The following is a 24,708-nucleotide window of genomic DNA, read 5'->3' as shown; positions in this document are numbered from 1 at the left end:
ATGTCTGGAACCAATGGTTTAAAAGATATGATTGCCTGCGAAACACGAATTAGTTCGATTGTCGAGGACCAACTGGCCTATGCAGGCTATGATATCTCAGAGTTTATGGAGCATAATGCCAATTTTGAGGAGGTTATCTACCTGCTTTGGCATGGACATTTGCCAACGCAGATGGAACTCAAGCATTTTGAAGCTGATCTGAGAAGTCGTTATGCAATTAGCGATGCAGTGGAGCAATGTATTCTCATTCAATCCCGTAAGCACCTACATCCCATGAGTGTTTTACGCTCAACAGTTAGTCTTCTTGGGGTTTACAATTTGGATGCAGAAGGCGACACGATTGAAAGTCGCTATGAGCAGTCCTTGCAGATTATGGCTAAGATTCCGACGATCATTGCAGCTTTTGCACGTTTAAGAACAGGACAGGTGCCGATTGAACCACGTCGGGACTTGGGCTTTGCGGCTAACTTCCTTTATATGTTGACAGCCAAGGAACCGACTGAACTGGAGGTTCGTGCCTTTAATCGAGCCTTGATTCTTCATGCGGATCATGAGCTCAATGCCTCAACCTTTGCTGCTCGGGTCTGCGCCTCAACCTTAACGGATATCTATTCCTGCATTACAACTGCAATTGGGACGCTTAAAGGACCTCTCCATGGCGGAGCTAATGAGCGGGTCTATGATATGCTCATGGATATTCGTCAGCAGGGAGATGCGACCTCTTATTTGAAGGAAAAATTAGATTCTCAAGAAAAAATCATGGGTTTTGGCCACCGCGTCTACCAAACCCAGGATCCTCGTGAAAAGTACCTCCGAGAAATGGCCAAACAACTCACTCGAGATACCCCTGATGAGGACCTTTATCGCTTGTCTCGCGAAGTTGAAGTCTTTATGAAAGAGACAAAGGGCTTGATTCCCAATGTCGATTTTTACTCAGCGACTGTTTATCACATGCTGGGAATCGATAGCGATATCTTTACCTTGATATTTGCTATGAGTCGGGTGTCCGGTTGGCTAGCCCATATCCGTGAGCAACAAAACAAGAATAAACTTATTCGTCCACGGTCTGATTATAAGGGACCTCAGAACTTAACCTATTTGGAAATTGGAAGGAGATAGGATGGCAGAACGGATTACATGTGTCAATGGACAATTACTGGTGTCAAACAACCCAATTATCCCTTATATAGAAGGTGATGGAATTGGCCGAGATATCTGGAAAAATGCCCAGAAGGTTTTCGACCAGGCGATAAATCTTGTCTACGGCGGGGAACGTCAGGTTGCCTGGCAGGAAGTATTGGCTGGGAAAAAGGCCTTTGAGGAGACTGGGGCTTGGCTTCCAGACGAGACTGTTGAAACAATCAAGGACAGCCTCGTAACCATTAAGGGACCACTTGAAACTCCAGTTGGTGGTGGGATTCGCTCCCTCAATGTTGCTCTGCGTCAGACCTTGGACCTTTATGCCTGTGTCCGTCCTGTTCGCTATTTCAAGGGAGTTCCAAGCCCTCTCAAGGAACCTGAAAAGACGAATATGACCATCTTCCGTGAGAATACAGAAGATATCTATGCCGGTATTGAATGGGAGGCCGGCAGTGCTGAGGTTCAGCAGGTCTTGGATTTTTTGACGGAACAGATGGGAGTGACCAAGGTCCGTTTTCCTCAGTCCAGCGCTATCGGGATCAAACCAATTTCCAGTGAGGGGAGTAAGCGACTTATCCGCTCTGCTATTGATTATGCTCTAGAGAAAGGCCTGACAAAAGTGACCATGGTTCATAAAGGCAACATCCAAAAGTTTACCGAAGGTGGCTTTAAAAAATGGGGCTATGAATTGGCTCAAGAAGAATATGCGGATGCTATGGCTGATGGAAAACTTGAAATCAACGATATCATTGCAGATAATTTTCTCCAGCAAATCCTTCTTAAACCAGAACAGTTTGAGGTAGTGGCTCTTACCAACTTGAACGGTGATTATGCCAGCGATGCCTTGGCAGCTCAAGTCGGAGGGATTGGAATTGCGCCTGGCGCCAATATCAATTACCAGACTGGCCATGCTGTCTTTGAAGCTACTCATGGAACAGCTCCTGATATTGCTGATAAAAATCTAGCTAATCCATGCTCGGTTCTTTTGTCGGGATGTATGCTTTTTGACTATATTGGTTGGAAGGAAGTCTCAGAGTTGATTACTGAGGCGATTGAGGAGACCATTTCAGCAGGTCAAGTGACAGCTGATTTTGCCAGTCTCATACCTGAGAAGGTTGGACTTTCTACGAGTGACTTTACAGAATGCTTGCTTAAAAAAATGCGTCTAGCAGGTTAGTTTTTCTAAAACTATATTGAACGAAAAACAATTGTAAAATCATGAAAATTTCAAACCATAATTTCAAGTTTTTGGGATAATCTTATTTTTAATCTTGAAAAACAAAAGAGCTTGTGATATAATTCAGTATTGTAAGGGTTATCATCATAACACCTGAAAAACATTATTAAAAGGAGAACCATAATATGGCTTCAAAAGATTTCCACATCGTTGCTGAAACAGGTATTCACGCACGTCCAGCTACTTTGCTTGTTCAAACTGCAAGTAAATTCGCTTCAGACATCACTCTTGACTACAAAGGTAAAGCAGTTAACCTTAAGTCAATCATGGGTGTTATGAGTCTTGGTGTAGGCCAAGGTGCTGATGTGACAATCTCAGCTGAAGGTGCAGATGCTGACGAAGCAATCGCAGCTATCGAAGATACTATGACTAAAGAAGGATTGGCATAAGACTATGACAGAGATGCTTAAAGGAATCGCTGCATCTGATGGTGTTGCTGTTGCTAAAGCATATCTACTGGTCCAACCCGATTTGTCATTCGACACGATTACAGTTGAAGATACAAATGCAGAAGAAGCTCGTTTGGATGCAGCTCTAGAAGCTTCACAGAACGAGCTTTCTCTCATTCGGGAAAAAGCAGTAGATAGCCTTGGTGAAGAAGCAGCGGCAGTTTTTGATGCTCACTTGATGGTTCTTTCTGACCCAGAAATGATTGGTCAAATCAAAGAAACTATCCGTGCTAAGAAAACCAATGCTGAAACAGGTCTGACTGAAGTGACAGATATGTTTATCATGATTTTCGAAGGTATGGAAGACAACCCGTACATGCAAGAACGTGCTGCGGATATCCGCGACGTGGCTAAGCGTGTATTGGCTCACTTACTTGGTGTTAAATTACCAAACCCAGCAGCTATCAGCGAAGAGTCCATTGTCATTGCGCATGACTTGACACCATCTGACACAGCTCAGTTGGACAAAAACTTTGTTAAAGCCTTTGTAACTAACATCGGTGGACGTACAAGTCACTCAGCTATCATGGCCCGCACCCTTGAAATTGCAGCTGTTCTTGGTACAAACAATATTACTGAACTTGTAAAAGATGGTGATCTCCTTGCGGTAAATGGTATTACTGGTGAAGTGGTTATCAACCCAACACAAGAACAAATTGATACCTTTGTTGAAGCAGGTGTGGCTTATGCTGCACAAAAAGCGGAATGGGCACTTCTCAAAAATGCTCAAACTGTAACTGCTGATGGCAAACATTTTGAGTTAGCAGCAAATATTGGTACACCAAAAGACGTTGAAGGTGTCAACAACAACGGTGCTGAAGCAGTTGGTCTTTACCGTACGGAGTTCCTCTACATGGATTCTCAAGATTTCCCAACAGAAGATGAGCAATACGAAGCTTATAAGGCAGTTCTTGAAGGCATGAACGGTAAACCAGTCGTGGTTCGTACAATGGATATTGGTGGAGATAAGGAACTCCCTTACTTTGATCTTCCACACGAAATGAACCCATTCCTTGGTTTCCGTGCTCTTCGTATCTCTATCTCTGAGACAGGGGATGCTATGTTCCGTACGCAAATTCGTGCGCTTCTCCGTGCATCGGTACATGGTCAATTACGTATCATGTTCCCAATGGTTGCTTTGTTGAAAGAATTCCGTGCAGCGAAGAAAGTTTTCGACGAAGAAAAGGCAAACTTATTGGCAGAAGGTGTAGCTGTTTCAGATGATATCCAAGTAGGTATCATGATTGAAATCCCTGCTGCAGCGATGCTTGCTGACCAATTTGCGAAGGAAGTCGACTTCTTCTCAATCGGTACAAATGACTTAATCCAATACACCATGGCGGCAGACCGTATGAACGAGCAAGTTTCTTATCTCTACCAACCATATAACCCATCTATCCTTCGTTTGATTAATAACGTTATCAAAGCAGCACACGCTGAAGGCAAATGGGCTGGTATGTGTGGTGAAATGGCTGGTGACCAACAAGCTGTACCACTCCTTGTCGGTATGGGTCTCGATGAGTTCTCTATGTCAGCAACCTCTGTACTCCGTACACGTAGCCTTATGAAAACTCTTGACTCTGCCAAGATGGAAGAATACGCACACCGTGCTCTGACAGAATGTTCAACAGCTGAAGAAGTTCTTGAACTTTCTAAAGAATACGTTAACTAATCTGAATGAATGAACCCTCGGACTTTCTAGTTTGAGGGTTTTGTTATGGAAATTTTACTTTTTCAAACCATACCCTTTTATCGAATTAATAAGCCTGTTTTATTGGATTTTTGAATAGAGAATTCCTAGATAAACTTGACGAACTTCCTCAAAAGTATTATTATCTAAAAGTATAGAAAAAGGAGATTTTTTGTGAAAAAACATATTTGGAAGATTCTTCTCGGAGTAAACCTGTTGCTATTGTTCGAGGCAGGATATTGGGGCTGGAATCTCTGGCAAGAAAAGTTAGTTAATGATGCTAGACAAGAGCGTTTAGACAAGGTATCTGCATCAGAAAAATCTCTTTCTAATAGTAAAGGGTCAAATGAACGACGCTCAGGTACTATTGATCATACTTATGTTTCCTTAGCTTATCCCATTGGTACTCAGTCGAAGCCAATTCCCTTAATTGAAGAACGCATGAATACTTATGTTGAAGAGAAGTATGGAAAATCTTTAAATGTTGCATCTGTAACACATGCCGTTTATGTAGACAGTACGGTCTCAGATACTAGCTTTGAAGGGGTTAAACACTATGAATTAGAAGCTAGAACCTATGAAGATAATGATAAAGAGTTTGTCCAAACAGCAAGTGAAGTTTTTCAATCTTATGATTTAAAAGTAGATGGACAAATTTTCAACTTGTCAGATTTATTTGTAGATCAGGAACAATTTAAGGAACTTCTTTTAACAAGGACTCAGAAAGAGCTTTCAGTCCAAGATTTTTATCCGGAAGATGCAGAATATCAAATTCAACGTCTGAGTCAGATGGATATCAATCAACTCAAGTACACTTACGAGAACGCTAATCTTACCATTATTCTCCCCTCTAATATTGGAGCAGTAAGTCAAGTTCAGTTTGCTATCTCTGAGCTCTTTCCAATTATTAATGAAACCTATCTTAAAGGTGATGATTTAATAGCTTATCAAGATTATCTGGTCAAAGAACGACTTGCAGAAGGTCCTAAAAGAATCGCACTAACCTTTGATGATGGTCCTAACCCAACAACGACAACTCAAATTTTAGATGTACTTGCAAAATATAATGTGAAGGCTACCTTTTTTGTCATTGGCTCGAAAGTGACCGGTAATGAAGCTATTATCAAGCGAGAAGTGAGTGATGGGCATGAAATAGGAAACCATACTTGGAGTCATCCAATTTTAACGCAATTGACCCAAGCTGATATTCAAGATGAGGTGAACATGACTAATCAGGCTATTCAAGCTGCCAGTGGTCAAGCACCAAAAACAATTCGGCCACCTTATGGTGCTACGAACGCAACAGTTGCTGCGGCTAGCGGGCTTCCTGAGGTTCTATGGACAGTTGATACACGCGACTGGGAAAATCATAATCCGGCTCAAATCTTAGCAAATGTAAAAACTTATGCTCGGCCTAATGGTGTAATTCTTATGCACGATATTCATCAGGAGACTGCCAATGCGGTTGAATCTGTGATTCTATACCTTCAAAGTGAAGGTTATGAATTTGTTACAGTAAGTGAATTGTATGGCTATTAATCAAAAATAAGGAGACTTCAGAAAAATTCTGAGGTCTTTTTAAGGTCTATTCTTATTAGGTAGATGAGCAACTGGTAAATTCCAAGTCTTGGAGGATAAGTATCTTGTATAATAAACAGAGAATCCTTTTACAAGCAGATTTGAGTGTTCCATTTGAACAATTTTAGGGTCACTAAAAAAACTTCCACGAGTCTCTTGTTTGAGTTTCGTGAAAGAGTTCTTCTGTTATTTTTGAAACAGTTCTTGGTTTTTGAGGACGAGTTCGGTTACCTGAGCAAATTTTTTCAGTTTTTTCAGGTCTTCTGGATGAGAAACGAGAGTGATTACCAAGCCTTGTTTGCCCATGCGTCCAGTCCGTCCAGCTCTATGAGTATAAGCTTCTCGATCTCGGGGGACTTCAAAGTTGATAACTGTCTCAAGGCTGTCAATATCAATCCCTCGAGCTACTAAGTCAGTTCCCAATAGAAGCGAAATATCGTGGTTCTTGAATTTTTCAAGGATAACCTTACGGAACTTTACGTTAACATCGCTAGCCAGAGAAACAGCGTTTGTTCCTAAAAATTGGAGGCGTTCCTCAGTCGCTCCTAAGTCTGATAGGCTGTTGAAGAAAACAAGAGCCCGTTGCTCTGGAATGTTGGCAAATTTACGGAGTAAGTCCAAACGATTACGCTTGTCGACTTGGATGTAGGCATGGGTAATGGTGTCCAGTTTTTGATCAGAAAGGTCAATGGTCATCGTCCCTTCAACTAGGGTGTCAGGATTGACCTTTTGAGTGGCGGAGATGTAAACCATCTGGTGGGTCTTGGGCACGTAGTGACAAAGCTTATCGACAAAGTGAAATTGCGAGTCGCTGAGTAGCTCGTCAAATTCATCAAGGACAATGGTGTCTACATTCATCATCTTGATTTTCTTGAGTTTGATGAGTTCAAAGATGCGACCAGCGGTGCCGATAAGGATTTCAGGCCCTTTTTTGAGGCGTTCGATTTGGCGTTTCTGGCTGCTGCCTGAGAGAAATAGCTGAGCAGTTAACCCTAATGGCTCAGCCCAGTCCTTGGTCACTTCGAAAATTTGTCCCGCCAGTTCTGAGTTTGGCGCTAGAATGAGCAACTGCTGGCTCTTTTTTGGCTTAAGTTTAAGTAGAGTTGGAAAAAGATAGGCCAGGGTCTTGCCGGTTCCTGTTGGACTGACAGCCAGCAAGTTTTGTCCTTCTGTAATTGGGGCAAAGATTGCTTCTTGAACTGGGGTCAGCTGGGCAAAATTTAGCAGGTCAAGTTTTTCTTGCCAGACTTGTGGAAATTCAATGGTCATAGGGTCCTCGTTCATGTCTTTTATGGCTCTGCTATGAATCAGCAGAAAGGAATAAGATTGGGATAATTACTCTTTTGATTATACCATGATTTATGGTATTATAGATAGGAAAGATTTGAGAGGTAGAGGTTGAGATGCGTAACAAACCTATTATTATCGGTGTAACAGGTGGTTCTGGTGGAGGGAAGACCAGTGTGTCTAAGGCTATTTTAGCCAATTTCCCCGATGCCAAGATTGCCATGATTGAGCATGATTCATATTATCGTGACCAGAGCCATTTGAGTTTTGAAGAGCGGGTACGGACCAACTATGACCACCCACTGGCTTTTGATACCGACTTGATGATTGAACACATGAATGAGTTGATTGCGGGTCGACCTGTTGATATCCCTGTTTATGACTATACGGCCCATACGAGGAGCGCAAAATCTTACCGTCAAGAGCCCCAAGATGTTTTTATTGTCGAGGGAATTTTGGTTCTTGAAGACAAGCGTCTTCGCGACTTGATGGATATCAAACTCTTTGTCGATACCGATGATGATATCCGTATTATTCGTCGTATCAAACGTGATATGGAAGAGCGTGGCCGTAGTTTGGATAGCATCATTGAACAATACACAACGGTTGTTAAGCCCATGTACCACCAATTCATCGAGCCGACCAAGCGTTATGCGGATATTGTTATTCCAGAAGGGGTGAGCAATGTCGTTGCCATTGACTTAATTAACACCAAGATTGCTAGTATCTTGGCTGACTAGAAAAGAGCTGGACCCTAGGGTTCAGTTTTTTTGTATTTTAAAATTTGTAATTGAGTGAATTGTTTGATAATTTAGACAAAAGCCTTGACAAGGTCAGATAATTTTAATAGAATAAATATCATAAGATTTCAAAGGAGAAAAAGCCAATGCTTACATCAAGATTTGCCTTGTTGTTGCGACGAACGGACTAGTGTTTGCGAGCATTAGTCCTATTTGGCTTACCAAATGGGAATGATAAGACATCTCATTTGGTAAAACTTGAGATGTCTTTTATTTTAACAATCGAAAGGTGATTGATATGCGTACAGTTGAATTTTTAGACACCACTCTCCGTGATGGAGAGCAGACACCAGGGGTAAATTTTTCAATCAAAGAAAAAGTTGCTATTGCTAAACAGTTGGAGAAGTGGGGAATTTCGGCAATAGAGGCAGGTTTCCCAGCAGCCAGTCCAGATTCTTTTGAAGCGGTTAAACAAATTGCGACAACCATGACCAAGACTGCAGTGACTGGTTTGGCCCGTTCGGTTAAATCAGATATCGATGCCTGCTATGAAGCGCTTAAGGATGCCAAGTATCCACAAATCCATGTTTTTATCGCTTCTAGTCCCATTCACCGGGAATTTAAACTCAATAAAACCAAGGAAGAAATCCTTGAAGCTATTACAGAGCATGTCAGCTATGCCCGCAGCAAGTTTGAGGTTGTTGAATTTTCACCAGAAGATGCAACACGAACTGAGTTGGATTTCCTTCTGCAAGTTGTACAGACTGCTGTGGATGCTGGTGCTAGCTACATCAACATCCCAGATACTGTCGGTTTTACGACACCAGAAGAATACGGAAATATCTTTAAATACCTGATTGAAAATGTTAAGGCTAACCACGAAGTTCGCTTTAGTCCACACTGTCATAATGACCTAGGTATGGCAGTTGCCAATACCCTTTCCGCAGTGAAAAACGGTGCAGGCCGTGTTGAAGGGACTATTAACGGTATCGGGGAGCGGGCTGGGAATGCTGCCCTTGAAGAAGTGGCAGTTGCTCTCAATATTCGTGAAGACTACTATCAGGTAGAGAGTCCAATCAATCTTAAGGAAACCATTAACACATCTGAGATGGTCTCTCGTTTCTCTGGCCTTGCCATTCCTCGCAATAAGGCAGTCGTTGGTGGCAATGCCTTCTCACACGAGTCAGGCATTCATCAGGATGGCGTCCTGAAGAATCCATTGACCTACGAAATCATTACACCAGAATTGGTCGGTGTCAAGTCGAATTCTCTTCCTCTTGGAAAACTTTCTGGTCGTCACGCCTTTGTAGAAAAACTGTGTGAATTGGAACTTGATTTTGAAGAGTCAGAAATCAATGCTCTCTTTGCTAAATTCAAGGCCTTGGCTGACAAGAAACACGAGATCACAGATGCTGATATTCAGGCCCTTGTTGCAGGTACTGCGGTTGAGAACGTTGAAGGCTTCCACTTCAAGGATCTCAAACTCAACTCGAACCCTGATGAAACGATCACGGCTACAGTTACTATGGAAAATCGTGATGGTGAAGAAGTTGATTTGATTGCCAATGGCCAAGGTTCTGTTGAAGCCATTTACAATGCTATTGATAAATTCTTCAACCAGACAGTTCGCCTGGACACCTTTAATATGGATGCAGTGACGGATGGTATTGATGCCCAAGCAGCTGTTAATGTAACGGTTGAGAATGTCGATACAGATACTATTTTTAATGCGACAGGTATTGACTTTGACGTGCTTAAAGCGGCAGCCATTGCCTATATCAATGCCAACACCATGGTCCAAAAGGAAAATGATGGTGTCGCAAACTACCGTCTCTCTGAAAAGGAAACACCTAAGGCCTAACAGAAAGGATTGGGGTCTATCCCCTTCAACAATTCATGACATATAAGATTGTAACCCTGGCTGGTGATGGTATCGGCCCAGAAATCATGGCTGCAGGCCTAGACGTTTTGGCTGCAGTTGCTGAAAAAATTAACTTCTCTTACGAATTAACTGCTCAGCCATTTGGTGGGGCTGGGATTGATGCCGCTGGTCATCCCCTGCCTGAGGAAACCTTAGCTGCGACCAAATCTGCTGATGCAATTTTGCTAGCGGCCATTGGAAGCCCTCAATATGATACGGCAGCCGTTCGTCCAGAACAAGGCCTGCTTGCCTTGCGCAAGGAATTGGGACTCTTTGCCAATATCCGTCCGGTTAAGATTTTTGATGCCCTCAAGCACTTGTCACCCCTTAAGCCAGAACGGATTGAGGGTGTGGACTTTGTCATGGTGCGTGAGCTGACTGGTGGGATTTACTTTGGGGAACATACCCTTGAGGAGACCAAGGCCCGTGATGTCAACGACTACACAGCTGAGGAAATAGATCGCATCATCCGTAAGGCTTTTGAACTGGCTCAAGGCCGGAATAAGCTGGTAACCAGCATCGACAAGCAGAACGTTTTGGCAACCTCAAAACTCTGGCGTCAGGTGGCAGACCGTGTTGCTGCAGATTATCCGGATGTGACCTTGGAGCACCAGCTGGTCGACAGCGCAGCCATGCTCATGATTACCAATCCTGCCCGCTTTGATGTGGTGGTGACAGAGAATCTCTTTGGAGACATTCTTTCTGACGAGTCTTCTGTCTTACCAGGTACGCTTGGAGTCATGCCGTCGGCTTCTCATGCAGCGAGCGGACCGAGCCTCTACGAGCCAATTCATGGATCGGCTCCGGATATTGCAGGCCAAGGCATTGCTAACCCGATTTCCATGATTTTGTCTGTAGCCATGATGCTACGAGAGTCTTTTGGGGAAAATAGCGGAGCGGAGATGATTGAGTCTGCTGTTGATCAGACCTTGTCTCAGGGAGTTTTGACCAAAGATCTGGGTGGAACTGCGACGACTGCCGAGATGACAACAGCGATTATTGCAAATCTCGCATGAGAGATTATGTGATTTACAGTTTGGTTTGGAATGCCATCGTTTTTGTCACCTATGGTGTGGACAAGAGGCGGGCTATTCAAGACCAATGGCGAATTTCAGAAAAGACCTTGCTACTGATGGCCTTGGCTTGCGGTGGCTTCGGTGCCCTGATGGGTGGCTATGTCTTTCATCACAAGACCAGAAAGTGGTATTTTGTCCTCAGCTGGTATCTTGGTATCGGCATTACCTTAGCCTTTGCCTATCTTATCTGGAAGCTCAGCCATTAAACAAAGAAATAAATTGGAGAATAAAATGAGCGGACAATCAATTTTTGATAAATTATGGGAACGCCACCTGATTATGGGGGAAGAAGGCGAGCCCCAGCTCATGTACGTGGATCAACACTACATCCATGAAGTAACGAGCCCCCAAGCTTTCGATGGTCTTCGAGAGGCTGGACGCAGACTTCGTCGTCCCAACCAGACCTTCGGGACCTTTGACCACAATGTACCGACGGTCAACATTTATGACATTCGCGACGTGATTTCCAAGGCTCAGATGGATGCCCTGGCCCGCAATGTCAAGGAATTTGATGTGCCCCATGCTCCGCACGGCTCAGCCAATCAGGGAATCGTCCACATGGTTGGCCCTGAGACAGGACGGACCCAGCCAGGGAAGTTCATCGTCTGTGGGGATAGCCACACGGCGACCCACGGCGCCTTTGGTGCCATTGCTTTTGGGATTGGAACGACCGAGGTCGAGCATGTCTTTGCCACCCAGACCCTCTGGCAAGTTAAACCTAAAAAACTCCTGGTGCGCTTCACAGGCAAACCGCAAAAGGGCGTTTATTCCAAGGATTATGTGATGGCTCTGATCGCCAAGCACGGTGTGGCAGCAGGTGTCGGCCACGTGGTGGAGTACGTCGGCGAGGCAGTTGATGTCCTGACCATGGAAGAACGCATGACCATTTGCAACATGTCCATCGAGTTTGGCTCTAAGATGGGGATTATGAATCCTGATCAGACAACCTTTGATTATTTGAGAGATAAGGAGTTTGCACCAACCGATTTTGAGGCAGCGGTGGCAGACTGGAAAACCTTGGTATCAGACCCAGATGCCCACTACGACAAGATTATCGAGATGGATGTATCAGACTTGGCACCAATGGTCACCTGGGGGACCAACCCAGCCATGGCGGTTTCTTTTGACGAAACCTTCCCAGAAATCCGTGACCTCAATGACGAGCGGGCCTATGCCTACATGGACATGGAGCCAGGCCAAAGCCCAGCTGACATCGAAATCGGCTACATTTTCTTAGGCTCTTGTACCAATGCCCGCCTCAGTGACCTCCAGGTTGCTGCCAAGTTTGTGGAGGGCAAAAAGGTTGCTCCCCATGTGACAGCTATCGTCGTACCAGGATCGCGTCCGGTTAAGACAGCGGCAGAAGCTTTGGGGCTCGATAAGATTTTCCTTGAAGCTGGCTTTGAATGGCGGGATCCAGGATGCTCCATGTGTCTGGGAATGAATGCGGACAAGGTGCCAACTGGTGTCCATTGTGCTTCGACCAGCAACCGAAACTTTGAAGACCGCCAGGGTGTCGGCTCACGGACCCACCTCTGTAGCCCAGCAATGGCCGCAGCTGCAGCCATTGCTGGTCGCTTTGTGGACGTGCGCGAGTTGCCTGAAGCCCAATAAGGAGAAAGCATGGAAAAATTTACCATCTACACGGGGACGACTGTTCCCCTGATGAATGACAATATCGATACCGACCAGATTTTGCCCAAGCAGTTTCTCAAGCTGATTGATAAGAAGGGCTTTGGTAAGTACCTCATGTACGAGTGGCGCTATCTGGACGACAACTACAATGAAGACCCAGACTTTGTCTTCAATCGACCAGAGTACCGCAAGGCGACCATTCTGGTGACGGGGGATAACTTCGGTGCAGGTTCCTCTCGGGAACACGCCGCCTGGGCCCTGGCAGATTATGGCTTTAAGGTCATCATCGCAGGCTCTTTCGGGGACATCCACTACAACAACGACCTTAACAACGGTGTCTTGCCTATCGTGCAGCCCCGTGAGGTCCGCGAAAAACTTTCCAAACTATCTCCGACAGACGAGGTAACAGTTGACCTTTATGAGCAACGGATTATTTCCCCAGTTGGTGAGTTTACCTTTGAGATTGAAAAGGACTGGAAAAACAAGCTCCTCAAGGGCTTGGACGACATCGGCATTACCCTCCAGTATGAAGATCTTATTTCGCAATATGAGGCGAAGAGACCTGCTTACTGGCAGAAGGATAACCAATAAGTCATATTTTTGAAATAGCTTGAATTTTCAGAAAAAATATGATAGACTAATAAAGTATTAACAATAGAAATGGAAGACTAATTTTTATGACCAAACATATTCATTGGGACGGCAATCTTTGCCAAGAAGGTTTTGACATTATTCGTGGCGAAGGTGGAGTGATTGTAACACCGACTAAGGTTGGTTACATCATTATGACTGCTGATAAAAAAGGCTTAGAGCGTAAGTTTGAAGCCAAGGAACGTAACCGCAACAAGCCAGGTGTTGTCCTCTGTGGTAGCATGGAAGAGCTCCGCGAATTGGCTCAGTTGACACCAGAAATTGACGCCTTCTACCAAAAACATTGGGATGAAGACATTCTCCTTGGCTGTATCTTGCCATGGAAACCAGAAGCCTACGCTAAACTTCAAGCCTACGGTGACGGCCGTGAAGAACTGATGACCGATGTGCGCGGTACCTCATGTTTCGTTATCAAGTTTGGTGTTGCTGGTGAGCAAATTGCCAAAGAAATGTGGGAAAAAGAAGGCCGCATGGTCTATGCTTCATCTGCTAACCCATCTGGTAAAGGAAACCGTGGTAAGGTTGAAGGTATCGGTGAGCGTATCGAGTCTATGGTTGACTTGGTCATCGAAGCTGATGATTATGTGGCTTCTATCCAACCCGACAAGACCATCGAAACGCGTTATGAGCAAGGTGTCATGGTCTCTATGGTGGACGCAGACGGCAAACTCATCCCAGAACAAGGCGAAGGTAGCCGTTCAATCAACAACTGTCCAGTGGTTATCCGTAAAGGGCTTGATATCGATAAAATCATGATGCATCTCTCTGATCACTTCAACTCTTGGAACTATCGCCAAGGGGAATATTATTAAGATGTTTGAGCCAGCATCTGCTGGTTTCAGACTGAAAACAAAGTCTCTAGGATTGATTTTCTAGGGGCTTTTATAGTTTTTTGAAATTAAGTACATCACGGGTGTAGATAAATCTTACCGTAGCCATTACACTTGAACAAGTGGAGCAAGAGGTGAGACAATCTCAGGAGGAGCTTAGCAAAACGATAGATGATTATGAACATGAAGTTAGACGTTTGGAGAGGTTTGTCAGTCAAATTGCTGGGAAAGAGAATTTATTTCCAAATCAACAAAAAAATGATGGATTTAATGTTTTTTGACAATAAAACAAACAAATAATGTTGGAAAAGTGATATAATGAAAGTAACAAATTTGAGGAAGTTGAAAATGAAAAAATATAGAAGACATGAAGAAATAACACGACTTGTACAAGAAAAAGGAACTGTCAGAATATCTGAACTTGTTGAAATATTTAACATTACAGATATGACAGCTCGACGTGATTTATCTGAGTTAGAGGAGAGAGGCTTACTCACCAAAATACACGGTGGTGCTCGTAGTAATAATGCCTTTGCAGTGAAAGAGAGTTCTCATCAGGAAAAACACGATAAAAATATTGCAGAGAAATCTGAAATAGCAAAGAAAGCAGCGGCTTTGATTGAGGATGGTGATACCATATTTCTGGGGCCGGGTACAACTGTAGAACTTTTAGCAACGGAAATCCAGAATACTGTATTATCAGTTGTGACAAATTGTTATCCCGTTTTCAAGCATTTATATGAAAAAAAGACCGAAACCTTTAAGGTGTATCTTTTAGGTGGGGAGATGAGGCAAGTAACTGAATCATTTGTTGGTGAAATTACGAACACTATATTAGAGAAGATGAAATTCAGCAAAATGTTTTTTAGTGGAAATGGTGTTAAAGAAGGAGAGGTCATGACTTCTTCCTTTGCAGAAGCTTTTACACAACAAATGGCTTTAAGAAATTCTTTGGAAAAATATTTACTAATTGATACAACTAAAATAGGAAAAGAAGATTTTACAACATTTTGTCAATTAGGAGAATTGACTGCAGTAATTACAGATAGTTTTAGACCAGAACAACTACAAAAAATTAGAGATTTCACAGAAGTCATTTCTTGATATAACAAAAAACCAACAAAAATCCTTGAAGATGTTGGTTTTTTTGTTTTTACATATAAGAAAATAAGAAAATAACATTTTCTAGACATTTTTTGAACAAAAAGTGTTGACAAAATGTTTCTTTGGGTATATAATCATAGTTGTAAAAAGGTTGTAAACGCTTTTTCTATATATTAACTATAAGGAGTACATTATGGCAATTGTCATTGGTGCAGATCAAGCTGGACTAAAATTAAAAGATATTATCGTTGATTATCTTAAGGAAAATCAATTAGAGGTTATTGATGTTAGTCAAGGAGAGGTAAGAGATTTTGTAGATACGACTCTTGCTGTTGCAAAAGAGGTTCAAAAAAACGACGAGAATTTGGGTATTGCTATTGATGCTTATGGAGCAGGTAGCTTTATGGTTGCTACGAAGGTAAAAGGTATGGTAGCCGCAGAGGTATCGGATGAACGTTCCGCCTACATGACGAGAGGGCACAATAATTCTCGCATGATTACTATTGGATCAGAAATTGTTGGTACAACGTTAGCTAAAAATATCGTAAAAGGGTTTGTCTTTGGTTCATATGATGGCGGTAGACACCAAATTCGTGTCGATATGCTCAATAAAATGGGTTAAAATAGAAGAAGGGAAATAAACATTTATGAAAATTGCTGTTGGTTGTGACCATATCGTTACCGATGAGAAAATGGCTGTTGTTGACTATCTAAAAAATCAAGGACATGAAGTCATTGACTGCGGAACTTATGACCATGTCAGAACTCATTATCCGATTTATGGGAAAAAAGTTGGTGAAGCCGTTGTGAGTGGACAAGCAGATTTGGGAGTGTGTATCTGTGGAACTGGTGTCGGTATCAACAATGCCGTCAATAAGGTTCCAGGTGTTCGCTCGGCTCTTGTTCGAGACATGTCTTCTGCTGTATATGCCAAGGAAGAGCTGAATGCCAATGTCATTGGTTTTGGTGGAAAAGTTACTGGAGAGCTTTTGATGTGTGATATCATTGATGCTTTCATTGCTGCTGAGTATAAAGAAACACCTGAAAATAAAAAGTTGATTGACAAAATTAGCCAAATTGAAACGCAAAATGCTGAACAGGCTAAACCAGAGTTCTTTGATGAATTTTTGGAAAAATGGGATCGTGGAGAATATCACGACTAAGTAGGTAGGTATTATGATTTTGACAATAACACTGAATCCATCGATTGATATTTCCTATCCATTGGAAAAGTTTGAAGTTGACACCGTTAATCGTATTGCAAACCCTATTAAGACAGCAGGTGGTAAAGGCTTAAATGTCACGAGAGTTCTCCATCAGTTGGATGATAAAGTAGTAGCAAGCGGGCTGCTTGGAGGAAAACTAGGAGAATTTATTGAAAGTGAACTAGACAATTTCTCTATTAAACACTCTTTTTATCATATCAAGGGAGAGACAAGAAACTGTATTGCTATATTACATGATGGAAATCAGACTGAAATTCTAGAGCAAGGACCTGAAATTAGCGAGAAGGAATCCAATGGATTTTTAGAATACTTTAGAAATATCATATCTGATTTTACTCTAGTTACTATTTCAGGAAGTCTTCCTTCAGGATTACCGTCAAATTACTATGTTCAGATGTTATCAATTTGTGAAGAAAAGAATATTCCTGTTGTGCTTGATTGTTCGGGTGATTCTCTGAAACAAGTCCTAAAATCGAATAGAAAACCAAAAGCAATTAAACCAAATACAGAGGAGCTATCCCAACTACTTGGTTCAGAAATTACAGATGATATCTATCAATTGAAATTTAGTTTACAAAACGAACTTTTCGAAGGTATTGAGTGGGTGATTGTATCTCTGGGATCAAAAGGTGCTTTTGCTAAACATTGGAATAACTATTATAAGGTCAGTATTCCAAAAATTGAAGTTAAAAATCCAGTTGGCTCAGGTGATTCTACTGTTGCTGGCATTGCCTCCGCAATTGTTGGGAATTTGGATGATGTAGAACTTCTTAAAAAAGCTAATGTTTTAGGAATGTTAAATGCACAAGAAAAATTGACTGGCTATGTCAATTTAGCCAATTATCAGAAATTAGCTGATGAAATTCAGGTAGAAGAGGTGTAATTATGGTATTAACAGAAAATAAACGTTTATTTATGGAAAAGGTTAGTGATAAGAGAGGAATTATCTCTGCCTTAGCTTTTGACCAGCGTGGAGCATTGAAAAAAATGATGCGTCAGTATCAAACAGAGGAACCATCTGTTGAACAGATCGAACGTTTGAAAGTCATCGTTTCTGAGGAGTTAACTCAGTTTGCGTCATCCATTCTTTTAGACCCAGAATATGGTTTGCCCGCAGCCAAATCAAGACATGCAGAATCAGGCTTATTATTGGCATATGAAAAAACAGGGTATGATGCAAGCACAACAAGCCGTTTACCTGATTGCCTTGTAGAATGGTCTGCAAAACGCCTTAAGAAAGAGGGGGCAGATGCAGTAAAATTCTTACTCTATTATGATGTCGATGGAGATCCATATGTAAATTTGCAGAAGCAGGCATATATTGAGAGAATTGGTTCTGAATGTAAGGCTGAGGACATCCCATTCTTTTTGGAAATTCTATCATATGATGAAAAAATTGAGGATAACTCAAGTATAGAGTTTGCTCGTGTTAAACCACGTAAGGTAAATGAAGCCATGCGGGTCTTCTCTGATGAAAGATTTGGCATTGATGTTCTCAAAGTAGAGGTTCCTGTCAATATGAACTTTGTAGAATGTTTTGGAAATGGTGAAGTCGCTTATACTAAAGAGGAAGCAGCTCAATATTTCCGAGACCAAGAAGCTTCAACACACTTACCATATATTTACCTTAGTGCAGGTGTTTCAGCACAATTATTCCAAGATACACTTGTTTTTGCCAGTGAATCAGGAGCAAAATTTAATGGTGTCTTGTGTGGTCGAGCCACATGGGCAGGTTCAGTCAAGATTTTCATTGAAGAAGGTGAAGAGGCTGCACGTCAATGGTTAAGAACAGTTGGTTCTGAAAATATTGAATCCTTAAATAGAGTTTTGGAAACCTCAGCTACTTCATGGAAACAAAAATAAGAGAAATTATTTAGGAGGAATTCTCTGATGAATAGAGAAGAAATTACCCTGTTAGGGTTTGAAATCGTTGCTTATGCAGGCGATGCCCGCTCACGTCTCCTGGAAGCCTTGTCAGCTGCACAAGCGGGTGATTATGACAAAGCTGAGTCACTTGTTGAAGCAGCTGGTGAATGCATCACAAATGCACACAAGGCTCAAACAAGCTTGCTTCAAAAAGAGGCACTTGGGGAAGATTTGGCATTTAGTGTGACCTTGATGCATGGTCAAGACCATTTGATGACGACGCTGTTGTTGAAGGATATGATGAAACATATGATTGAACTTTACAGAAGGAGTAATCGCTAATGAATGCTTTGATTAACGCGTTAGAAAAACAAAAACCGTTATTTGAGAAAATTTCACGGAACATTTATCTCCGTGCTATTCGTGATGGCTTTATCGCCAGCATGCCAGTTATTCTTTTCTCTAGTATTTTCCTGTTGATCGCTTTTGTTCCAAATATTTTTGGTTTTACTTGGAGCGATGATGTTGTCAGCATGCTGATGAAACCTTATGGCTATACGATGGGGGTTGTGGCTCTGTTGGTTGCTGGTACGACAGCGAAATCATTGACAGACTCGGTTAACCGTGATTTGGAAAGCACCAATCAGATCAACTACATGTCTACCATGTTGGCATCGATCACAGGATTTTTGTTGCTAGCTTCTGATTCTATCGAGGGTGGTTTTGCAAATGGCTTCTTGGGTACAAAAGGTTTGCTTTCAGCTTTCTTGGCGGCTTTTATAACCGTTAACATCTATAAGGTCTGTGTTAAAAACAATGTTACCATCCGCATGCCTGCTGAAGTTCCACCAAATATTTCACAGGTCTTTAAAGACTTGTTCCCATTCTCTTTTTCAATCTTTGCTCTCTATGGTTTAGATTTGCTTGCCCGCAACACGATTGGAACAAGCGTTGCTGAAGCTATTGGTGCGCTTCTTGCCCCGCTCTTTACTGCTGCAGATGGTTACCTTGGCATTACCATTATCTTTGGTGCCTATGCCCTCTTCTGGTTCGTTGGTATTCATGGTCCATCAATTGTTGAGCCAGCTATCGCAGCCATTACCTATGCAAATATTGAAACGAACTTGCAATTACTTCAAGCGGGTCAACATGCCGACAAAGTGTTGACATCCGGGACACAAATGTTTATCGTTACTATGGGTGGTACTGGAGCTACCTTGGTAGTCCCGTTCATGTTCATGTGGTTGACAAAATCAAAACGCAATCAGGCCATTGGACGCGCCTCAGTTGTTCCGACTTTCTTCGGTGTTAACGAACCCATTTTGTTTGGTGCCCCGCTTGTTCTTAACCCGATTTTCTTTGTACCGTTTATCTTGACCCCAATTGTTAACGTTTGGATTTTCAAATTTTTCGTTGATACCTTAGGCATGAACAGTTTCTCTGTGAACCTTCCTTGGACAACTCCAGGACCGCTGGGCATTATCATGGGAACGCAATTTGCAGCTCTGTCGTTTGTTCTGGCAGCTCTGCTCATTGTTGTTGACGTTGCTATCTATTACCCATTCTTGAAAGTGTATGATGACCAAATTTTAGCAGAGGAAGCGGCTGGTACCAGCAATGATAGCTTGAAAGAAAAAGTTGCAGCGAACTTTAATACGGCTAAAGCGGATGCCATTCTTGAAAAAGCTGGTGTAACAGAAAAATCATCAGAAACAGCAATCACTGAGCAGACTAATGTTCTCGTCCTTTGTGCGGGTGGGGGTACAAGCGGTCTTCTTGCTAATGCTTTGAATAAGGCTGCGAAAGAGTATGGAGCTCCAGTAACTGCAGCTGCTGGAAGCTACGGTGCTCACCGTGAAATTTTACCACAGTACCAATTGGTTATTCTAGCGCCTCAAGTCGCTTCTAATTATGAAGATATGAAAGCGGAAACAGATAAACTTGGCATTAAATTGGCTAAGACTGAAGGTGCTCAATACATTGGTTTAACTCGTGATGGTCAAGGTTCACTTGAATTTGTTAAGCAACAATTTGAAAATTAAATAAGAAAACATGGAAGGTTGGGGGAACTCAGCCTTCTATTTGCTTAGAAGAACTAGTTTTAGAAGAGGAATATGATGACAAAAACATTGCCAAAAGACTTTATTTTCGGTGGCGCAACAGCTGCTTACCAAGCAGAAGGGGCAACAAAAACAGACGGTAAGGGATCAGTTGCTTGGGATAAATATCTTGAAGAAAATTATTGGTATACTGCAGAGCCAGCTAGTGATTTTTATAACCGTTATCCAGTTGATTTGAAGTTAGCAGAGGAATTTGGTGTTAATGGCATTCGGATTTCAATTGCTTGGTCACGCATTTTTCCAACTGGATTTGGCGAGGTCAATCCCAAAGGTGTTGCATACTATCACAATCTTTTTGAGGAATGCCATAAACGTGGGGTGGAGCCATTTGTCACACTGCACCATTTTGATACCCCAGAAGCACTACATTCAAATGGTGACTTCTTGAACCGTGACAATATTGACCACTTTGTGAATTACGCAGCCTTTTGCTTTGAAGAGTTTCCAGAGGTTAATTATTGGACAACCTTCAATGAAATTGGTCCAATTGGTGATGGGCAATACCTGGTTGGAAAATTCCCTCCTGGAATCCAGTACGATTTAGCAAAGGTCTTCCAATCTCACCATAACATGATGGTTTCTCATGCGCGTGCCGTCAAACTCTATAAAGATAAGGGTTATACTGGTGAAATTGGCGTGGTTCATGCCCTGCCGACTAAATACCCCTATGATCCAGAGAATCCAGAAGATGTTCGTGCAGCTGAATTAGAGGATATTATTCATAATAAATTTATCCTTGATGCCACCTATTTGGGTCATTATTCTGAAGCAACCATGGCTGGTGTTCGTCATATTTTAGCAGCAAATGGCGGTGAATTAGATCTCCGTGAGGATGATTTTGTAGCCTTAGAAGCAGCCAAGGATCTTAATGATTTCTTGGGAATTAACTATTACATGAGTGATTGGATGCGGGCTTTCGATGGCGAGACGGAAATCATTCATAATGGCAAGGGAGAAAAAGGCAGTTCTAAATACCAGATTAAGGGAGTGGGACGTCGTGAGGCGCCTATCAATATTCCAAAAACAGATTGGGATTGGATTATTTACCCACAAGGGTTGTATGATCAAATCATGCGTGTCAAAGCAGATTATCCAAACTATAAAAAAATCTACATCACTGAAAATGGTCTGGGATATAAAGATGAATTTGTTGATGGCACCGTTTATGATGATGGTCGGATTGACTATGTGAAAAAACACCTAGAAGTGATTTCTGATGCGATTGCAGATGGTGCTAATGTTAAAGGATACTTTATCTGGTCTCTGATGGATGTTTTTTCATGGTCAAACGGCTATGAAAAACGGTATGGCTTGTTCTATGTTGATTTTGAAACACAAGAAAGATACCCTAAGAAATCGGCTTATTGGTACAAAGAAGTAGCTGAGACATTAACAATTTTATAAGAGATATTTTTGATGGGAGGGTCGCACTTAACGCCTCTCCCTCTTCTGCGTGGAGGATAGATGATGGTTATTCAATTAAAAAATGATGAGCTAACGGTTGAGTTTTCAACTTTGGGCGGAGCTCTTTCGTCAATCAAAGATAGAGACGGTATCGAATACCTTTGGCAGGGAGATGCCACTTATTGGAGTGGACAGGCACCTGTGCTGTTCCCGATTTGTGGTAGTTTACGAAATGACAGAGCCATCTACAGCGAAAATGAAGTTGGTTTTATGCCACGTCATGGTCTCGTTCGTAAGTGTGACTTTGAATTGGTAGAAGAAAAGGAGAATCAGGTAACATTTGCCATTCAAGCAACGGATGAGATGTTGGCACAATACCCTTATCGGTTTGAATTGAGGATTACTTACACGTTGTTTGGCAAGACCATTAGAACAACTTATCAGGTAATCAACCATGAAACAGAGAAGGAATTGCCTTATTTTATCGGTGGTCATCCTGGTTTCAATTGTCCTCTACTTGATGGTGAAGCTTACGAAGATTATTATCTGGAGTTCGAGACTGATGAAACCTGTACCGTTCCACGGAGCTTCCCAGAAACTGGTTTGTTGGATGTAAACGATCGCACACCATTTTTAGATGGGCAAAGGATTTTGGATTTGAACTATGACTTATTTAGTCACGATGCTGTTACGCTAGACCAACTGATTTCTCGTAGTGTCAGCCTCAAATCTAGAAAAAGTCATAAGGGTCTGAGAGTGGATTTTGCGGATTTTTCAAATCTTATCATTTGGTCAACAATCAATAAAGGTCCATTTATTGCCCTTGAACCCTGGAGTGGTCTATCGACATCTCTTGAGGAAACTGATAACTTCCACCAAAAGTGCCAAGTAGAAATAGTTGAACCAGGTCAAACGAGTCGTAAAGAGTTTGATATCACTATCTTATAAAGGTAAGAATCGTTTTAATTTTTATTGGCGAGCCTCCATGTTGTTCGTGGAGGTTTTTATTATTAAGCATAGCCAGGAGCACTCTGAAAGTCATGTAATAACTTTAATTGTCCAATTAGGACAATTCAAAAAGAATCTTCTAAAAACCTTTTATACTGGATTTAGGAGAAAGCTAGATGTATCGGCGTATAAGAGATTTGAGAGAAGATAACGATCTTACTCAAAAAGAAATTGCTAATTATCTTTCTTTTACTCATTCAGTATATTCAAAAATCGAAAGAGGAGAGGGTCATTTCCTCGACTAGAATATGTAAAAAGTTCAGGTGAAAAGGCAACGCTTTTCTGTACAATTTTTATAAAGTGTTTTTTCGTTAAGCGATCACTCGCTTAGCCATAGGTGTTTGGTAATTGAGACTACCGTGTATGCGATGATGATTCCACCAGTGGACATAGTTCTTGGTTTTAAGGGTTAGTTCTTCAAGTGAATGAAAGGTTTCTTGATGAATAAACTCCAGTTTGAAGAAACGGTAGGTGCTCTCAGCTACCGCATTGTCATAAGGACAGCCAGCCTGACTTAACGAACGGGTAATCCCAAAAGCTTCTAAGACCTCATCAATTAGCTGATTGTCAAACTCCTTACCACGGTCAGAATGAAAAAGATTGACCTTGGTTAAAGCATAAGGAATGCTTTGAATGGCTTGTTTGACAAGTTCTGCGCTCTTCTGCCAACCGACTGATAAACCAATAATTTCACGATTAAAGAGGTCAATCATCAAGCAAACATAAGAACCTGTATTCACAAAATTATAGAGACCTTAAAAGACGACTAATGTGAGATAGCTTGATAAAAGCCACCTCTGACGATACGGATTTTTCAACATCCTTAGCTAATCTTCGAGAGTGGTTCAACCAAGCAAAAGTTCGCTCAACACCCCAACGCTTAGGGATGATTTGCCAGCTACCCTTGATTTTTTCAGAAATATCTACCGGGCAACCAAACTCCTCAATCATCATCTCTTCAAAACTTTTCCGATAACCAGCATCAGCTGAAAAAGCCTTGATCGTCGGACATTGTACCATCACTTTACGAGCCACTAAATTGCCTGATTTTGTGTCGTGTAAATTAGCTGCATGAACCACCACATCAAGAAGATTTCCCATTGTATCAACAACGATGTAGCGCTATCTGAACGACAACTACAATGAAGACCCAGACTTTGTCTTCAATCGACCAGAGTACCGTAAGGCGACCATTCTGGTGACGGGGGATAACTTCGGTGCAGGCTCCTCTCGTGAACATGCCGCCTGGGCCCTGGCAGATTATGGCTTTAAGGTCATTATCGCAGGCTCTTTCGGGGACATCCACTACAACAACGACCTTAACAATGGTGTCTTGTCTATCGTGCAGCCCCGTGAGGTCCGCGAAAAATTATCTAAACTGTCTCCGATGTGGTAGCATGGAAGAGCTCCGCGAATTGGCTCAGTTGACACCAGAAATTGATGCCTTCTATCAAAAACATTGGGATGAAGACATTCTCCTCGGTTGTATTTTACCATGGAAACCAGAAGCCTACGCTAAACTTCAAGCCTACGGTGACGGCCGTGAAGAACTGATGACCGATGTGCGTGGAACGTCATGTTTCGTTATCAAGTTTGGTGTTGCTGGTGAGCAAATTGCCAAAGAAATGTGGGAAAAAGAAGGCCGCATTGTCAAGCCCCGTCTAAAATAGACAGTGTAAAAAAGAATATTAGTTAGTAAGGTATGACTCCCTGAATTCCATAGGGGTCATACCTTTTAATTTTTCT

At 42.1% G+C, this 24,708-nt stretch carries 23 protein-coding genes and 4 pseudogenes; 24 read left to right on the top strand and 3 right to left on the bottom strand.

Annotated elements, in window-relative coordinates; genetic code table 11:
* The 5 genes from ACFORF_RS04750 (at position 1) to ACFORF_RS04730 (ending at position 6,055) form a co-directional block, all read left to right on the top strand.
* Positions 1–1,119 (top strand): citrate synthase, encoded by a 1,119-nt coding sequence (locus tag ACFORF_RS04750; RefSeq protein WP_380425976.1) that lies wholly within the window; start codon positions 1–3, stop codon positions 1,117–1,119.
* Position 1,120: 1 nt separating this feature from the next.
* Positions 1,121–2,317: an NADP-dependent isocitrate dehydrogenase gene (icd, locus tag ACFORF_RS04745; protein WP_380425974.1), complete on the top strand. Its 1,197-nt coding sequence runs from the start codon at positions 1,121–1,123 to the stop codon at positions 2,315–2,317.
* A 185-nt stretch (positions 2,318–2,502) separates the two neighbouring features.
* Entirely contained in the window at positions 2,503–2,766 is a 264-nt protein-coding gene (locus ACFORF_RS04740) for a phosphocarrier protein HPr (RefSeq protein WP_380425972.1), read from the top strand.
* A gap of 4 nt (positions 2,767–2,770) precedes the next feature.
* Positions 2,771–4,498 carry a phosphoenolpyruvate--protein phosphotransferase gene (ptsP, locus tag ACFORF_RS04735; protein WP_380425971.1) on the top strand — a complete coding sequence of 576 codons (1,728 nt, stop codon included), beginning with the start codon at positions 2,771–2,773 and terminating at the stop codon, positions 4,496–4,498.
* Positions 4,499–4,690: 192 nt separating this feature from the next.
* The gene (locus ACFORF_RS04730; protein ID WP_380425969.1) at positions 4,691–6,055 is read left to right on the top strand and encodes a polysaccharide deacetylase family protein; all 1,365 of its coding nucleotides are present in this window, start codon (positions 4,691–4,693) and stop codon (positions 6,053–6,055) included.
* Between the two features lie 225 nt (positions 6,056–6,280).
* On the opposite strand, the gene ACFORF_RS04725 is transcribed toward ACFORF_RS04730, so the two are convergent.
* Positions 6,281–7,363, bottom strand: coding sequence for a DEAD/DEAH box helicase (locus tag ACFORF_RS04725; RefSeq protein WP_380425967.1), 1,083 nt, complete (start codon positions 7,361–7,363; stop codon positions 6,281–6,283).
* 134 nt (positions 7,364–7,497) lie between these two features.
* Here ACFORF_RS04725 and udk point away from each other — a divergent pair, with 134 nt between their 5' ends.
* From udk to ACFORF_RS04640, 17 genes and pseudogenes are all read left to right on the top strand, one after another.
* A complete protein-coding gene (gene udk, locus ACFORF_RS04720) occupies positions 7,498–8,121 on the top strand; it encodes a uridine kinase (protein WP_380425965.1) in 624 nt (207 codons plus the stop codon).
* 298 nt (positions 8,122–8,419) lie between these two features.
* The gene (locus ACFORF_RS04715) at positions 8,420–9,982 is read left to right on the top strand and encodes a 2-isopropylmalate synthase (RefSeq protein WP_380425963.1); all 1,563 of its coding nucleotides are present in this window, start codon (positions 8,420–8,422) and stop codon (positions 9,980–9,982) included.
* Positions 9,983–10,017: 35 nt separating this feature from the next.
* Positions 10,018–11,058, top strand: coding sequence for a 3-isopropylmalate dehydrogenase (leuB, locus tag ACFORF_RS04710; protein WP_380425961.1), 1,041 nt, complete (start codon positions 10,018–10,020; stop codon positions 11,056–11,058).
* A complete protein-coding gene (locus ACFORF_RS04705) occupies positions 11,055–11,324 on the top strand; it encodes a DUF1294 domain-containing protein (protein ID WP_380425959.1) in 270 nt (89 codons plus the stop codon). The genes leuB and ACFORF_RS04705 overlap by 4 nt, the downstream gene beginning before the upstream one ends.
* 25 nt (positions 11,325–11,349) lie before the next feature.
* Positions 11,350–12,732 carry a 3-isopropylmalate dehydratase large subunit gene (gene leuC / locus ACFORF_RS04700; RefSeq protein ID WP_380425957.1) on the top strand — a complete coding sequence of 461 codons (1,383 nt, stop codon included), beginning with the start codon at positions 11,350–11,352 and terminating at the stop codon, positions 12,730–12,732.
* A 9-nt stretch (positions 12,733–12,741) separates the two neighbouring features.
* Positions 12,742–13,344 carry a 3-isopropylmalate dehydratase small subunit gene (leuD, locus tag ACFORF_RS04695; protein ID WP_380425955.1) on the top strand — a complete coding sequence of 201 codons (603 nt, stop codon included), beginning with the start codon at positions 12,742–12,744 and terminating at the stop codon, positions 13,342–13,344.
* A gap of 86 nt (positions 13,345–13,430) precedes the next feature.
* Positions 13,431–14,216 (top strand): L-threonylcarbamoyladenylate synthase, encoded by a 786-nt coding sequence (locus ACFORF_RS04690; RefSeq protein WP_380425953.1) that lies wholly within the window; start codon positions 13,431–13,433, stop codon positions 14,214–14,216.
* A 366-nt stretch (positions 14,217–14,582) separates the two neighbouring features.
* On the top strand, positions 14,583–15,338 hold the full coding sequence (locus tag ACFORF_RS04685) for a DeoR/GlpR family DNA-binding transcription regulator (protein WP_380426064.1): 756 nt from the start codon (positions 14,583–14,585) through the stop codon (positions 15,336–15,338).
* 193 nt (positions 15,339–15,531) lie between these two features.
* Positions 15,532–15,960, top strand: a complete 429-nt coding sequence (lacA, locus tag ACFORF_RS04680; RefSeq protein ID WP_168549468.1) for a galactose-6-phosphate isomerase subunit LacA — start codon at positions 15,532–15,534, stop codon at positions 15,958–15,960.
* Positions 15,961–15,985: 25 nt separating this feature from the next.
* On the top strand, positions 15,986–16,501 hold the full coding sequence (lacB, locus tag ACFORF_RS04675) for a galactose-6-phosphate isomerase subunit LacB (RefSeq protein ID WP_380425951.1): 516 nt from the start codon (positions 15,986–15,988) through the stop codon (positions 16,499–16,501).
* A gap of 13 nt (positions 16,502–16,514) precedes the next feature.
* Positions 16,515–17,447 (top strand): tagatose-6-phosphate kinase, encoded by a 933-nt coding sequence (gene lacC / locus ACFORF_RS04670; protein WP_380425949.1) that lies wholly within the window; start codon positions 16,515–16,517, stop codon positions 17,445–17,447.
* Between the two features lie 2 nt (positions 17,448–17,449).
* Positions 17,450–18,427 (top strand): tagatose-bisphosphate aldolase, encoded by a 978-nt coding sequence (gene lacD / locus ACFORF_RS04665; RefSeq protein WP_380425947.1) that lies wholly within the window; start codon positions 17,450–17,452, stop codon positions 18,425–18,427.
* A gap of 27 nt (positions 18,428–18,454) precedes the next feature.
* The gene (locus tag ACFORF_RS04660; protein WP_168549464.1) at positions 18,455–18,772 is read left to right on the top strand and encodes a PTS lactose/cellobiose transporter subunit IIA; all 318 of its coding nucleotides are present in this window, start codon (positions 18,455–18,457) and stop codon (positions 18,770–18,772) included.
* Complete coding sequence (locus ACFORF_RS04655) at positions 18,772–20,472, top strand: lactose-specific PTS transporter subunit EIIC (protein WP_380425945.1); 1,701 nt, start codon at positions 18,772–18,774, stop codon at positions 20,470–20,472. The genes ACFORF_RS04660 and ACFORF_RS04655 overlap by 1 nt, the downstream gene beginning before the upstream one ends.
* Before the next feature lie 75 nt (positions 20,473–20,547).
* Positions 20,548–21,954, top strand: a complete 1,407-nt coding sequence (gene lacG, locus ACFORF_RS04650; RefSeq protein ID WP_380425943.1) for a 6-phospho-beta-galactosidase — start codon at positions 20,548–20,550, stop codon at positions 21,952–21,954.
* 63 nt (positions 21,955–22,017) lie between these two features.
* Positions 22,018–22,902 carry an aldose 1-epimerase family protein gene (locus tag ACFORF_RS04645; protein ID WP_380425941.1) on the top strand — a complete coding sequence of 295 codons (885 nt, stop codon included), beginning with the start codon at positions 22,018–22,020 and terminating at the stop codon, positions 22,900–22,902.
* A gap of 176 nt (positions 22,903–23,078) precedes the next feature.
* Positions 23,079–23,189 (top strand): annotated as a pseudogene (locus tag ACFORF_RS04640) (helix-turn-helix domain-containing protein); the annotation flags it as partial.
* A gap of 84 nt (positions 23,190–23,273) precedes the next feature.
* Here the strand turns inward: ACFORF_RS04640 and ACFORF_RS04635 are convergent.
* Positions 23,274–23,699 (bottom strand): annotated as a pseudogene (locus ACFORF_RS04635) (transposase); the annotation flags it as partial.
* Between the two features lie 7 nt (positions 23,700–23,706).
* Positions 23,707–24,078, bottom strand: a complete 372-nt coding sequence (locus tag ACFORF_RS04630) for a transposase (protein ID WP_380426062.1) — start codon at positions 24,076–24,078, stop codon at positions 23,707–23,709.
* A 4-nt stretch (positions 24,079–24,082) separates the two neighbouring features.
* Here ACFORF_RS04630 and ACFORF_RS04625 point away from each other — a divergent pair.
* Both ACFORF_RS04625 and ACFORF_RS04620 read left to right on the top strand, forming a co-directional pair.
* Positions 24,083–24,349, top strand: a pseudogene (locus tag ACFORF_RS04625) (3-isopropylmalate dehydratase small subunit); the annotation flags it as partial.
* Positions 24,348–24,614: pseudogene (locus ACFORF_RS04620) on the top strand (translation factor (SUA5)); the annotation flags it as partial. The pseudogenes ACFORF_RS04625 and ACFORF_RS04620, both read left to right, overlap by 2 nt.
* Positions 24,615–24,708: the final 94 nt, after the last annotated feature.

Origin of the sequence: Streptococcus caprae, from assembly GCF_042649745.1 — a bacterium.
GTDB lineage: Bacteria > Bacillota > Bacilli > Lactobacillales > Streptococcaceae > Streptococcus > Streptococcus caprae.
Note: the sequence above shows the minus strand (reverse complement) of the source record. Positions and strands in the feature narration are given on the sequence as shown.